The sequence below is a fragment of the Myxococcus xanthus genome, assembly GCF_006402735.1.
GTDB classification, from domain to species: Bacteria; Myxococcota; Myxococcia; order Myxococcales; family Myxococcaceae; genus Myxococcus; species Myxococcus xanthus_A.
Map to the genome: position 1 here is coordinate 7524973 of NZ_CP017174.1, position 13289 is coordinate 7538261.

The following is a 13289-nucleotide window of genomic DNA, read 5'->3' on the forward strand; positions in this document are numbered from 1 at the left end:
TCCCCTGCCCGCGCTGGCCGCGGACATGACAAGGCCCCGGTCCCCTTCCCTGGGAGCCGGGGCCTTCGTCTGTCCGCCCGTGACAGCGGGCGAGCGACTACTCGACGCGGTAGCTCTTCACCGCGCTGGAGAGCTGCTCGGAGATGATTTGCAGCGTGGTGGCGGCCTCGCCGGTGGAGCCGATGCGGGCCACCGTCTCATCCATCATCTTGGACAAGTCATTCACCGCCAGGGTGATTTGGTTGATGCCCACGTTCTGCTGGCTGACGGCGGCGGCAATCTGACGGACGGCGGCGGCGTTGTCCTGGACGATGGAGGACAGCTCGCGCAGGTTCTGCCCGCTGGTGCGCACCTGGGCCAGGCCCGACTCCATGCGCTCGGCACCGCGCTCCGTGATTCGCACCGCCAACGTCACCTGGCTGGCGATGTCGTCCAGCAGCTCACGCACGCGCGTGGTGGCTTCGATGGACTGGTCCGCCAGGGCGCGGATTTCGCGCGCCACCACGCCGAAGCCCTTGCCGTGCTCGCCGGAGCGGACGGACTCGATGGCGGCGTTGAGCGCCAGCATGTTGGACTGGTCCGCCAGGTCCTTCACCGTCTGGGTGATGCCGCCAATCTGCTGCGTGCGCTCGCCCAGCTCGACGATTTTCTGGGCAATCTCCCCCACCTGGGCGCGGATGTCGTTGAGCCCCGCCATGGTGAGCTCGATGGAGGCCTCGCCGGACTTGGCCAGCGCGTCGGCGCGCTCGGCCACCGACAGCACGCTCTCCGCCTTCTGCGCGGCCAGCATGGAGGTCTGCTTGATTTCCTGCGCCGTCACCTGCGTCTCCTGCAGCGCCGCGGCCTGCCGGGAGATGGTCTGCGCCTGCTCCGTGGAGGACGAATTCAGGTGCTCGGTGGACTGGGTGAGCGCCACGGCCGCCTGCTGGAGGTTGAGCGTCACCTCGCGCAGCCGCTCCACCATCTGCGAGAAGGAGTTGGCCAGCCGGCCCACCTCGTCACCGCTCTTCACCTGGATGGGGCGCGTCAGGTCACCGGACTCCACGATGTGGCCGGCCACCTCCGTCAGGCTCTTCAGCGGGCCGACGATGCTGCGGCCGAACAGCGCGGACACCGCCACGCCCAGGGCCACCAGCAGCGCCGCGAAGCCCACCATCCGCACGCGCAGCGCGGACACCAGCTCGTCGATGTGGTCCCGGGACACGCCTACGTGCACGGAGCCCAGGCGGCCACCGGCCACCGGCGCCACCACGTCCATGGCGCGCAGGCGGAGGCCCCCGGCGTCTGCTTCCAGCACCGAGCCCGCGCCCGCGGTGGCGACCGCGTCCTTCAGCGCGTCCGGGAAGCCGTCCGGGAAGGTGTGGGCCACCACGTTGCCAGCCGAGTCTTGAATGAAGGCATAAGCCAGGTCCGAATGGCCCACGCTGGCGTCCAGCATGGGTTGGAGCGCGCTGGCCCCCGCCGACACCCCCTGCTCCGCCGCCACCGCCAGCCCGCGGGCCACGTGCCGCCCCGCGCCCAGGTAGCTGTCCGCCAGGTCGCTCTCCAGCCGCCGCGTGGCGACACCGGTGAGCAGGGTGGCCGCCGTCGCGCTGATGAGCGCGGTGACGAGCACGAACTTCGGCGCCAGCCCCAGCGACTGGCGGAACTGCTGCGACAACTGGGAGGCGAAGGATTGTTGCGGGAGGCTCACGGAATCACCGCCGGGGAAACGACGTCAGCACGGCACCCGCGCGGAGGCGGGCAGGTGAAACAGGCACAGGAGGAGCTCACCGGGTGGGTCCTCCCTCGGGGCGTCCGCCCCGGAAGGGGGCGAAGGTACAGCTCTGGAGGATGAGCTCCGGCATGGAAGCCAGGGGCACGCCCTGGTCGGTGGCCTTCACATCCAGCGCGGCGCGAGGCATGCCGAAGACGACCGACGACGCCTCGTCCTGGGAGAAGGTGACGCCGCCCGCCCTGCGGATGGCCAGCAGGCCGCGTGCGCCGTCCTCGCCCATGCCGGTGAGCACCACCCCGCCGCTGCGCCGGCCAAATGCGGCGGCCAGCGACGTCAGCATCACATCCCCGCTGGGGCACGGTCCGCCCCGGCTGGGCTGCAGGCGCGCCAGTCCGGCCGCGTCCACCAGCAGGTCATGCCCGTCCAGCGGGAAGTACACGCGGCCCGGCTCCAGCCGCTCGCCGTCCTTGGCGATGGCCACCGGCAGCGGCGTCACCTGGGACAGCCAGCGCACCATGCCCTGGGTGAAGCCCACGGTGATGTGCTGGGCGATGAGCAGCGGCACCGGCAGCGAGCGAGGCAGCTTGGACAGCACGTCCGCCAGCGCGGGCGGCCCCCCCGTGGAGGCCACCACGCCGAAGATGTCCACCCGCGCGCCAGTGGGGGGCGGCGGCGCGGTGGCCGCACGCGGCCGGCGGGAGATGACGGGCACCTCCGCCATGAGGCACACCGAGTGCGCCAGCTCCTTGCCCCAGCGGCGCAGCTCCTCCGCGTTCGTCACGTTGGGCTTGCCGATGAGCTCCAGCGCGCCGGCGCTCATCGCCTGGAAGCCCAGGTCCACGCCGCGCTGCTCCGCCACCGCGCTCACCACGAGGATGCGCGCGGGGGACTGGGACATGATGGCGGCGATGGCCCCCGGTCCATCCAGGCCGGGCAAGAGCAGGTCCATGGTGATGACATCGGGGCGCAGCAGGCGCGCCAGCTGCACGGCGCGGTTGCCGTCTCCCGCCCGGCCCACGACTTCGATGCGCGGCTCCTCCGTGAGGAGGGCCGTCAGCATGTTCGCCATGGTGGGCGAATCGTCCACCACGAGGACCCGAATGGGCCGCTTGACGCTCACGCGCGACTCCCCCGGCGGCTCATGACGTCCAGCACCTCTGCCAGCAGACGGCCCGCGGCGCACTCGCGCTTGCTGAGGTAGCCGTCCGCGCCCGCCTTCAGGCCCCGCTCGCGCGCCACCGAGCTGTCGTGCGCGGAGACCAGGATGACGGGCAGCGACGCCGTCTCCGGGCGCTCACGCAGCTTCGCGATGAGCTGGATGCCGTCCATCTCCTCCATGTCCAGGTCGCAGATGACGACGTCGTAGGTGTCCGACTGGAGCCGGTCCAGGGCCCGGGCCCCGCTGGCCGCCAGGTGCACCGTGAAGCCGCCCGCCTCCAGCATGGCCCGGTGCAGCGCCCGCGCGGTGAGCGAGTCGTCCACCACCAGCGCCCGCCGCTGCGCCGACACCTGCACCTGCACCGTCTCCGTCACCAGCCAGTCCGGGCGGCAGATGAGCAGCAGCTCGCCACGGCTGAGCGTGGCCGCGCCCTGCCAGGCCGGCACGTCGCGGACTTCCGACGGCAGCGGGCGGATGACCAGATCCCGGTCCCCCACCACCGCGTCCACCACCAGCGCCACGCGCTTGCCACCGCTCTGGACAATCAGCAGCGGCTGCCCTTCGGCCGGCGGCGCCAGGGCGCGCAGGCCCAGCCGCGCCCCCAGGTCCACCACCGACAACAGCTGCCCCTGGTACTCCAAATGCGCCCGGCGCTTGCCCAGGCGCAGCGACTCCGCGCGCGCCAGCTGCGTGGCCTCCACCGCCAGCATGGGCAGGCCCACCAGCTGCTCCAGCACGCGCACCACCAGCACCGGTGAGCTGCCCAGGTCCGTGGGCAGCGTCAGCATGAACCGCGTGCCCTGCCCCGGCGTGCTCGCGACCTCGATGCGGCCCTGCAGCGCCTCCACCGACGCGCGCACCGCGTCCAGGCCCACGCCGCGGCCGGAGGTGTCCGTCACGTCCGTGCGGGTGCTGAAGCCGGACCGGAAGATGAGGTCCCGCAGCTGGTTTTCGTTGAAGCGCGCCGTCTCCTCCGCGGTGACGACGCCGCGCTGCTCGGCCAGGCGTCGCACCACCTCCACGTCGATGCCGGCGCCGTCGTCGGACGCCTCCAGGTAGAGCAGGTTGCCCTGCTGCTCCACGCGCAGGGTGAGCGCGCCCTCGTGGTGCTTGCCCGCGCGCTCACGGTCCGCCGGCAGCTCCAGCCCGTGGTCCACGGCGTTGCGCAGCAGGTGCACCAGCGAGCCCTGCAGCTTCTCCAGCAGGCGCCGGTCCAGCGACACCTCCGAGCCCACCACCGACAGCCGCGCTTCCTTGCCCAGCTGACGGGACAAATCACGCACCATGCGCTGGAGCGGATCCAGGATGGTGCGCACCGGGCGCGTGGTGATGGCCTTGAGGCCATCCTCCAGCGCGTCGACGATGTCACTCGTCTCCTCACCGTCGGTGCGCAGCGAGCGCGCGGTGCCCGACAGCGCCGTACGCGCCTCCGCCGTCTCCGCCAGCAGCCCCTGCTTCGCCAGCAGCACGGCCACCCGCTCCAACTCGCGGCCCCGCTCCTCCACGCGCAGGCGCACCTCGCGCAGGCGCTCCACCTCGCGCATCAGCGCCGTCACCTGCCACGACGACACGCGCCAGCCTGCGTCCGCGGACTCCGGCAGCGCGTCCGGCACGGACACGGGCTCCGCGGACGGAGCCGGCGCGGCGACGGCGGCCACGCCCCCGGAGGCGGCGACCATGGCCGCGGCCTCTTCGGGCGGCGGCGCGTCCGCCACCAGCTGCGCCAGGGCGGCCGCCGGGTCCGGAAGCGCGTCCCCGCGCCCGTCCGCGTGGGCCTGCGCGCGCAGCAGGAAGAGGTCCAGGCCGTGGAGCAGGATGTCCACCACTGGCCGCGGCATCTTCTGAGGGTTGGCCTTCAGCGGGGCGAGCGCGTCCTCCAGCTTGTGGGCGATGTCGCTCAGGTCCTGCATGCCCAGCGAGGCGGCGCTGCCCTTCAAGGTGTGCAGGTGGCGGCCCAGCCGGACGTAGAGCCTGGTGAGGGCGTCCGTCTCCAGGCCCTCGCGCTCCAGCTCCAGCAGGTCCATGGTGACCTTCTGGACCACTTCCTGGGCCTCGACGGCGAAGCCCGCGACGAGCCCCTGCAGCATCGGATCAACGGGCATGACGGGCTCCCGTGCCGCGCGTGGCGGAGAACAGCCGCTTCAGGTCGATAAGGTGGATGAGCTGCCGGTCCTGCGTGAAGACCTCCATCACCGCCCCCTCCGCGCGCACCCGCGCGGCTTCCACCGCGCTCATGGGCAGCGTGGTGGGGCGGGGAATGGCCTCGCAGTCCAGCGCGCACAGCTCGCCGTCACCGCGGTCCACCACCAGCAGCACCGCCGGGTCCTGCCGCCAGCCGTGGCCACCCAGCAGCGACGCCAGGCTGAGCGCGGCCAGCACCTGGCCCTGGAAGCGCAGCACCCCGACGACGTGCGGCGCCGACAGCGGCACCGGCGACACCATCTTCAGGGGCAGCGCGGCGCGCAGCGCCTCCAGGGAGAGCGCGTAGCGCTCCTCACCGAGCGGGAACTCGGCAATCCAGTGGACCGCCTCCTCGACGGTGTTCTCCCCCTGCTCTCGCAGGCGGGACGCGCGCCGCTCCAACAGCTCGCGCGCCTCGGCCTCCTGGGCCTCTTCCAACGTCCGCGGGGTGACCTTCATTCGAGCGCCCCCTGGTTGAGGTAGGCGTCAGCGGACGCCTGGTAGAAACGCGCGGGCAGGGCCTCTGGCCCCTCCACGAGTTGGTCGGGTGGAAGCCGCTCGGCGCGCGAGCGCAAGGCGCGCATCAGCGGCACCGCGCCTTCCCGCGCCCCGGAGCGCTCCCGCAGCAGGGCCAGCTCCAGCAGCCCCGGCAGATAGTCCGGCGCCTGGCGGACCAGGGCCTCCAGCACGGAGGACGCGCCCACCTCGTCGCCTTCCTCGATGCGCTCCAGCGCATTCAGGTGCAGCCGCGTGGGCGGCGGCGGAGGCGCCACGGGCGCCGGAGCGGGCATCAGCGGCGCCACCGGACGGCGGACCGGCGCCGCCACTGGACGGGCACGGGCGGCGGCGCGGGACGCGGCGGCGGCGCGGGCGTTCAGCTCTTCCGGCGTGAGGAGGCGGAAGGCCTGCAGCTCCGGCGGCCCCTCGCGGACCATGCCCGCGGGGACCCGGTCCACCTCCACGGCGCCCAGGAACAACCAGCCGCCGGGGTTGAGCGTGCGCGACAGGAGGGAGATGGCCGCGTCACGCGCGGCGGGAGTGAAATAGGTGAGCACGTTGCGGCAGAGGATGAAGTCGAAGCGGCCGAAGCGCTCGGGCAGCGGCGCCAGCAGGTTCGCCTGGGCGAAGGTGGTGATGCGGCGGACGGGGGGAAGGATGGTGACCTCGCGCTCGCCCGTCTCCGAGTAGAGCGGGAAGAGGCGCGGTGCGGACTCGCGGCGGGACCACGTCCCGTAGGTGGCGCGGCGGGCCGCCTCCAGGCTGGCCTCGTGGATGTCCGTGCCCAGCACCTCCACCGGAAAGCCGTGCGGCAGCGACGCCTGGAGGCACGCGGCCAGCGAATACGCCTCCTCGCCAGACGCGCAGCCCGCGCTCCAGCCCCGCAGGGCCAGGGCACCACGCTGGAGCGCCGCGGGCACGGCCTCGTGGGAGATGAAGCGGAAGTGCTCCGGGTGGCGGAAGAAGTACGTCTCCCCCACCAGGATGGCCTTCACCAGCGCGGTGGCCAGGTGGGAGACGGGATGGAGCAGCTCGCCCAGCAAGTCGGGCGCGGTGCGCCCCCGGGCCAGCTCCGCGCGAACGACGCGGTCCACCGCCTCGGAGGCGATGGCGTCATTGCGAAAGCCAGTGATGCTGGCCACCACTTCCCGCGCGCGGGCCAGCAGCCGCGGGTCGAGCGCTCCGCTCATGCGTTCCGCCCGGCCTCCGCGGCCTCGAGCATCGCGGGCAGCTCCCGCAGGAGCCCCCGCGCGATGAATACCCGCGGGTCCAGGATGGGCAGCGAACGCCCTCCCGACCGCAGCATGCCGATGAGCCCATCGCGCAGCGGGCCATGGTCGGCGCCGCCCACGCGCTCACGCCGGTCGATGTCCGCCGACGCGTACTCCTCGGGGTCCTTCACCGTGTCCACGGCGAGCGCCAGCGACACGCCGTCCGCCTCGATGACGACGAGCATGCGCTCCACGCGCGTCAGCTTGTGCTCCACGCCCAGCCGGCGCGCCACGTCCAGCACGCACAGCGCCGCGCCCCGCACCTCCACGTATTCGCGCAGGTACGCCGGCCCGGTGGGCAGCGGCCGGGTCGCCGGATGCAGCAGGACCTCCCGCACCGCGTCCAGCGGAATGGCGAACTCCAGCTCGCCCACCGTCACGCGAAGCACCAACAGCGAGCCCGTGCGCGCCCGCTGCCGCGCGCTCGTCATGGCCTCGCCCACCGTCTGCAGCAGCTCGTCCGCGCGGAACGGCTTGGCCAGGAAGGCCTCCGCGCCCAGGCCCAGGCACGCCTCCGCGCGCGACTTCTCCGAGGAGATGATGATGACGGGGATGTCGGCCGTGGCCGGATCCGCCTTCATCCGCTGGAGGACCTCGTCGCCGTCCATCTCCGGCATGGACAAATCGAGCAACACCGCCGCCGGACGCAGGCGCCCCACCTTCTCCAGGGCCTCGCGGCCGTTGCTGGCGGTGTGGATGGTGTAGTGGCCGGAGAGGATGGCCCGCTCCAGCGCGAGAATCGCGTCGCTGTCGTCGACGAGCAGCAGGGACGGCAGGCTCACGGCGGTCAGGCCTTGGTGAGGAACTGACGGACCGTTTCCGTCAGCTCGTGGTGGGACACCGGCTTCTGGATGAAGGCGTTGGCGCCGGCCTCGGTGCCGCGCTGACGCAGGTCCACGTTCTTCTCCGCCGTCAGCAGCAGGATGGGCACCGAGCGGACCTGCGGCATCGCGCTGGCGCGCACCTCCTTGACGAAGGTGATGCCGTCCATCCCTGGCATGTTGATGTCCGCGATGACCAGACTCACCGGCACCAGCCGGAGAATCTGCAGCCCCCGGGTCGCATCGTCGGCCTCGACGGTCGAGACCTTGAGGTTCATCAGGTAGATCTTGACGATGTTGCGAACCGTCGGGCTGTCGTCCACCAGCAAGACGTTGGTGCTGTGGGTGCTCACTGTGCGGCGGCTCCTGCGCAGGCCCCGCGACGCGCGGAGAATCCTGCGAAACGTTCACGACTCTAGCGTGAGGGCTCTCACGTGAGAACAGGGGGCGGTCCGACCCGGCATCCGTGCGGGCAGGCAGGTGTCGGATGACCTCAGAGGCGGCGCCCCCGGGTCCAGATGGTCCCGGGGGAAAGGGCTTACTCTCCGGCGGGCTTGGGGGGGAGCTCGTCCGCGTCCGGCGTCACCGGAGGCGCGCCAATGGCGTGGTAGCCACCGTCCACGTGGATCATTTCGCCGGTGGTGGAGGGCAGCCAGTCCGACAGCAGGGCACACGCGGTGCGGGCCACCATGTCGTGGCTGTCCTTGGCGCTCCAGCCCAGCGGCGCCTGCGCCCCCCAGCCGCGCTCCAGGGCCTTGAAGCCCGGTATTCCCTTCGCGGCGATGGTGGACAGCGGCCCGGCGGCCAGCGCGTTGACGCGGATGCCCTTGGGGCCCAAATCCCGCGCCAGGTAGCGCACCGTGGACTCCAGCGCCGCCTTGCACACCCCCATCCAATCGTAGATGGGCCACGCGACGCGGTTGTCGAAGTCCAACGTGACGATGGAGCCGCCCTGCGTCATCAGCGGCAGGCACGCCACCGACAGCTCCTTCAGCGAGAACGTCGAGATGCGGAACGCCGTCTGCACGCTCTCCCACGGGGTGTTGAGAAAGTTGCCACCCAAAGCATCTTCGGGCGCGAAGGCGATGGAATGCAACACACCGTCCACCCGGTCCCAGCGCTGGCGCAAGGCGTCCGTGAGCGCCGGGAAGTGGGCGGAGTTGGTGACGTCCAGTTCCAGCACCTCCATCCCTGGCTTGAGGCGCTTGGCGCTCCGCTCGGTGAGGGACTTGGCCCGGCCGAAGCCAGTGAGGAGGACCTCGGCCCCCTGAGCCAGCGCGTGCTCGGCGATGCCGTAGGCCAGGGACTGAGGCGTGAGCACCCCGGTGATGAGCAGCTTCTTGCCTTGGAGCAGCATGGAGACAGCCTCGTTGCGGAAGGGGAAAGACAGGAAACGCGTTCTCTACCATTCCTTCTGGGCGGAACGGTTGAAGTTGCACTCACCCAGGGCATGAATCCACCTGCTCCACGGCAACAGGTGCGGCTTATCGGCCAGCGGCCGGGCGCTACAAAAGTTGCTGCGAAAACCCCCCAACGGGGCGCCCATCCAGTAAAAGACGACACCGCCATGGCGAATTTCCAGGACACGTTCCTTTCCGGCGCCAACATCGACTTCATCGAGGGCCTCTACGCCCTTTATCTGGAGGACCCCGCCAGCGTGGATGCAAGCTGGCGAGAGGTCTTCGACCGCAGCAACGGCGCCGGCCGACCCATCTTCAGCACCAGGCTGCTGGAGCCGGTAGCGGCTCCAGCGGCGGCCAAGGGAGGCAAGGGCGCCGCGCCCAAGGCCCCGGCGGCGCCGCAGGCCGCACCGGTGGCCGCGCCCGTGCCCGGGCAGACCGTCCAGGACATCTCGCTGCAGGCGCGCGTGGATCACGTCATCTTCGCGTTCCGCCTGCGTGGCCACCTGCGCGCGAAGCTGGATCCGCTCGGCCGTCCGCGCCCGGCGCTGGAGCACGTGGCGGACGTGGCCCTGGTGGATGACAGCCACTTCACCGACGCCGAGGCCCAGCAGCTCGTGGAGACCAACGGCGTGTTCGGCGAGCAGCGCGTGCGCCTGGCGGACCTGCTGGCGCGCCTGCGCCGCACGTACACGGACACCATCGGCGTCGAGTACATGCACATGCTCGACAGCCAGCGCCGCCGCTGGCTGATGCACCGGATGGAGTCGAACGAGAACCGCACCGACTTCTCCCCGGACGAGTGCCGGCACATCCTCACCAAGCTGTCCTACGCGGAGGGCTTCGAGCACTTCCTCCACACCAAGTACGTGGGCGCCAAGCGCTTCAGCCTGGACGGCGGCGAGGCGCTCATCCCCATGCTGGACGCGCTGGGCGAAGTGGCCACCGGCATGGGCCTGAAGGAGATCGTCATCGGCATGGCCCACCGCGGCCGCCTCAACGTGCTGACGAACATCCTGGGCAAGCAGCCGGATCAGATCTTCAGCGAGTTCGACGGTCCCCGGAACCCGCAGGCCTACCTGGGCCGCGGCGACGTGAAGTACCACATGGGTTTCTCGTCGGACCACACCACGCGCCAGGGCCGCAAGCTGCACCTGTCGCTGGCCTTCAACCCCAGCCACCTGGAAGCGGTGGATCCGGTGGTGGAGGGCCGCGTGCGCGCCAAGCAGGACCGCGGCGGCGACACCGAGCGCACCGGCGTGATGCCGCTGCTCATCCACGGCGACGCGGCCTTCATCGGCCAGGGCGTGGTGCCGGAGACGCTCAACCTGTCCGGCCTCAAGGGCTACACCACGGGCGGCACGGTCCACGTCGTCATCAACAACCAGGTCGGCTTCACCACCGACCCGCACGACTCGCGCTCGTCCCTCTACTCCACCGCCATCGCGCAGATGCTGGACATCCCCATCTTCCATGTGAACGGGGATGATCCGGAGGCCTGCGTCCACATCGCGCAGCTGGTGGCGGAGTACCGCCAGACGTTCAAGACGGACGTCGTCATCGACCTGGTCTGCTACCGCCGCTACGGCCACAACGAGGGTGACGAGCCCTCGTTCACGCAGCCGGCGATGTACGACATCATCCGCAAGCACCCGACGGTGCGCACGCTCTACGCGGCGAAGCTGGCGGCGCAGAACAAGATTCCGGCCGAGGAGTCGGAGGCCATCAAGCAGCGCTGCCAGCAGGAGTTCGACGCGGCGCTCACCCGCGCGCGCCAGGAGAGCCAGTTCAAGGAGCCCAGCGCGCTGGAGGGCCTGTGGAAGCCCTACCAGGGCGGCTCGCTGAAGAGCGCGCCGGACGTGTCCACCGCGGTGGACAAGCAGGTGCTGTGCGATGCGCTGCGCAAGCTGTCCACGCTGCCGGAGGGCTTCAACGTCCACCGCGACGTGGAGCGCACCGTCATCAAGAAGCGCCTGGGCATGCTGGACAGCGGCGAGCTGCAGTGGAGCGAGGGCGAGTCGCTGGCCTACGCCACGCTGCTCTCCGAGGGCTACAACATCCGCATCACCGGCCAGGACAGCGAGCGCGGCACGTTCAGCCACCGCCACGCGGTGTTGCACGACGTGAAGACGGGCGAGAAGTTCGTCCCGCTGCGCCAGTTCGTCAGCGGCAAGGGCAAGAACGGCTTCCACGTCTACAACAGCCCGCTGTCGGAGATGGGCGTGCTCGGCTTCGAGTACGGCTACAGCCTGGACGTGCCGGACGGTCTGACGGCCTGGGAAGCGCAGTTCGGCGACTTCGGCAACGGCGCGCAGATCATCATCGACCAGTTCATCGCCGCCGGTGAGAGCAAGTGGCGCCGCCTCAGCGGCCTCACCCTGCTGCTGCCGCACGGCTACGAAGGCCAGGGCCCGGAGCACTCCAGCGCGCGTCTGGAGCGCTTCCTGGACCTGTGCGCCGAGGACAACATCCAGGTCTGCTACCCCACCACGCCCGCGCAGATCTTCCACCTGCTGCGCCGCCAGGTGCTGCGCCCGGTGCGCAAGCCGCTGGTCATCATGTCGCCCAAGAGCCTGCTGCGCCGGCCGGAGGCCACCAGCAAGGTGGACGAGCTGGCCACGGGCACCTTCCAGGAAGTCATCATGGACCGGGTGGACCCGGCGGGCGTGACGCGGCTGCTGCTGTGCAGCGGCAAGGTGTACTACGACCTGGTGAAGGCGCGGGACGAGCGCAAGGACGAGAGCATCGCCATCGTCCGGCTGGAGCAGCTCTACCCGTTCTCCTCCGACGTGCTGGCGGGGCTCATCGCGAAGATGCCGAAGCTCGCCGAGCTCCTGTGGGTGCAGGAAGAGCCGCGCAACGCCGGCGCGTGGCACTTCATGTTCCCCCGCCTGCACGACCTGGCCTCCACGCAGTCGAAGCAGCAGGTGAAGATCGGTTACATCGGTCGCGCCGAAGCCGCCAGCCCCGCCACGGGCTTCCCCAAGACACACGAATACGAGCAGCAGCTCATCATCGAGGAAGCCATCCTCCGAGGGACCAAGAATGGCCGTTGAAATCAAAGTGCCGCCCCTGGGCGAATCCATCACCGAAGCCGTGGTCGGCAAGTGGAACAAGAAGCCGGGTGACGCCGTCACCGCCGACGAGCCGCTCGTCGTCCTGGAGACCGACAAGGTCACCATCGACGTGCCGGCCCCGTCCGCGGGCTCGCTGTCCAGCATCGCCTTCAAGGAGGGCGACAAGGTCCGCGTGGGCGAGGTGCTCGGCCTCCTCGATGCGGGTGCCGGTGCTCCCGCCGCCAAGCCCGCCGCCGCGGCTCCGGCCGCCGCGCCCGCTCCCGCCGCCGAGGCGCCCGCCGCGTCCGACGCGCGCTCCACGCCCACCGCGCGCAAGGTGGCCGAGGAGAACCGGGTGGACATCTCCCAGGTGAAGGGCAGCGGCGCTGGTGGCCGCGTGCACAAGGACGACGTGCTGGGTCAGCTCAACCGCCCGGCCGCCCCCGCCGCCCCGGCGCAGCCCACCGGCCCCCGCCCGAACGCCGCCCGCGAGGAGCGCGTGCGGATGACGCCGCTGCGCAAGCGCGTGGCCGAGCGCCTCATCCAGGCCCAGTCCACCGCCGCCATGCTCACCACCTTCAACGAGGTGGACATGGGCGAGGTGATGGCCCTGCGCAAGAAGTACAACGACAAGTTCCAGCAGAAGCACGGCGTGAAGCTCGGCTTCATGAGCTTCTTCATCCGTGCCTCCGTCGAGGCCCTCAAGGCCTTCCCGCAAATCAACGCGGAGATCGACGGTGAGGACGTCATCTTCAAGCACTACTACGACATCGGCGTGGCCGTCAGCGGCAGCCGCGGTCTGGTGGTGCCGGTGGTGCGCAACGCGGACAAGCAGGGCCTGGCGGAGCTGGAGAAGTCCGTGGGCGAGCTGGGCACCAAGGCGCGCAATGACAAGCTGGCCCTGTCCGACCTCCAGGGTGGCACCTTCACCATCACCAACGGCGGCATCTTCGGCTCCATGCTGTCCACGCCCATCCTCAACCCGCCGCAGACGGGCATCCTGGGCATGCACAACATCGTCGATCGCCCCGTGGCCCGCGACGGCCAGGTCGTGATTCGGCCCATCATGTTCATCGCGCTCACCTACGACCACCGGCTGGTCGACGGCCGCGAGGCCGTGCAGTTCCTGGTGCGCGTGAAGGAGTGCATCGAGGACCCGGAGCGGCTGCTCCTGGACGTCTGACTT

At 70.8% G+C, this 13289-nt stretch carries 10 protein-coding genes; 2 read left to right on the forward strand and 8 right to left on the reverse strand.

What is annotated here, in order from left to right; genetic code table 11:
* Positions 1–97 precede the first annotated feature (97 nt).
* From BHS09_RS30920 to fabI, 8 genes are all read right to left on the reverse strand, one after another.
* Positions 98–1693: a methyl-accepting chemotaxis protein gene (locus BHS09_RS30920; RefSeq protein ID WP_140799812.1), complete on the reverse strand. Its 1596-nt coding sequence runs from the start codon at positions 1691–1693 to the stop codon at positions 98–100.
* A gap of 76 nt (positions 1694–1769) precedes the next feature.
* Positions 1770–2837, reverse strand: coding sequence for a chemotaxis protein CheB (locus BHS09_RS30925; protein WP_140795009.1), 1068 nt, complete (start codon positions 2835–2837; stop codon positions 1770–1772).
* The gene (locus BHS09_RS30930) at positions 2834–4978 is read right to left on the reverse strand and encodes a hybrid sensor histidine kinase/response regulator (protein ID WP_140799813.1); all 2145 of its coding nucleotides are present in this window, start codon (positions 4976–4978) and stop codon (positions 2834–2836) included. Before BHS09_RS30930 ends, BHS09_RS30925 begins: the two co-directional genes overlap by 4 nt.
* Positions 4968–5516, reverse strand: a complete 549-nt coding sequence (locus BHS09_RS30935) for a chemotaxis protein CheW (RefSeq protein WP_140795011.1) — start codon at positions 5514–5516, stop codon at positions 4968–4970. Before BHS09_RS30935 ends, BHS09_RS30930 begins: the two co-directional genes overlap by 11 nt.
* Entirely contained in the window at positions 5513–6745 is a 1233-nt protein-coding gene (locus tag BHS09_RS30940) for a CheR family methyltransferase (RefSeq protein ID WP_140795012.1), read from the reverse strand. The genes BHS09_RS30935 and BHS09_RS30940 overlap by 4 nt, the downstream gene beginning before the upstream one ends.
* Positions 6742–7608, reverse strand: a complete 867-nt coding sequence (locus BHS09_RS30945) for a response regulator (protein WP_140795013.1) — start codon at positions 7606–7608, stop codon at positions 6742–6744. Before BHS09_RS30945 ends, BHS09_RS30940 begins: the two co-directional genes overlap by 4 nt.
* Before the next feature lie 5 nt (positions 7609–7613).
* A complete protein-coding gene (locus BHS09_RS30950) occupies positions 7614–8000 on the reverse strand; it encodes a response regulator (RefSeq protein WP_011555982.1) in 387 nt (128 codons plus the stop codon).
* Between the two features lie 185 nt (positions 8001–8185).
* The gene (fabI, locus tag BHS09_RS30955; RefSeq protein ID WP_140799814.1) at positions 8186–9004 is read right to left on the reverse strand and encodes an enoyl-ACP reductase FabI; all 819 of its coding nucleotides are present in this window, start codon (positions 9002–9004) and stop codon (positions 8186–8188) included.
* A 210-nt stretch (positions 9005–9214) separates the two neighbouring features.
* Between fabI and BHS09_RS30960 the strand changes: the two genes are divergently transcribed.
* Complete coding sequence (locus tag BHS09_RS30960) at positions 9215–12103, forward strand: 2-oxoglutarate dehydrogenase E1 component (RefSeq protein ID WP_140795015.1); 2889 nt, start codon at positions 9215–9217, stop codon at positions 12101–12103.
* A complete protein-coding gene (odhB, locus tag BHS09_RS30965) occupies positions 12093–13286 on the forward strand; it encodes a 2-oxoglutarate dehydrogenase complex dihydrolipoyllysine-residue succinyltransferase (RefSeq protein ID WP_140795016.1) in 1194 nt (397 codons plus the stop codon). The genes BHS09_RS30960 and odhB overlap by 11 nt, the downstream gene beginning before the upstream one ends.
* The last annotated feature ends 3 nt before the right edge of the window (positions 13287–13289 follow it).

What these genes read in the sequence shown, in the direction of transcription:
- BHS09_RS30930 (WP_140799813.1), bottom strand. Translation starts at nt 4,978, where the DNA reads ATGCCCGTTGATCCGATGCTGCAGGGGCTCGTCGCGGGCTTCGCCGTC.
- BHS09_RS30940 (WP_140795012.1), bottom strand. Translation starts at nt 6,745, where the DNA reads ATGAGCGGAGCGCTCGACCCGCGGCTGCTGGCCCGCGCGCGGGAAGTG.
- odhB (WP_140795016.1), top strand. Translation starts at nt 12,093, where the DNA reads ATGGCCGTTGAAATCAAAGTGCCGCCCCTGGGCGAATCCATCACCGAA.
- BHS09_RS30935 (WP_140795011.1), bottom strand. Translation starts at nt 5,516, where the DNA reads ATGAAGGTCACCCCGCGGACGTTGGAAGAGGCCCAGGAGGCCGAGGCG.
- BHS09_RS30960 (WP_140795015.1), top strand. Translation starts at nt 9,215, where the DNA reads ATGGCGAATTTCCAGGACACGTTCCTTTCCGGCGCCAACATCGACTTC.
- fabI (WP_140799814.1), bottom strand. Translation starts at nt 9,004, where the DNA reads ATGCTGCTCCAAGGCAAGAAGCTGCTCATCACCGGGGTGCTCACGCCT.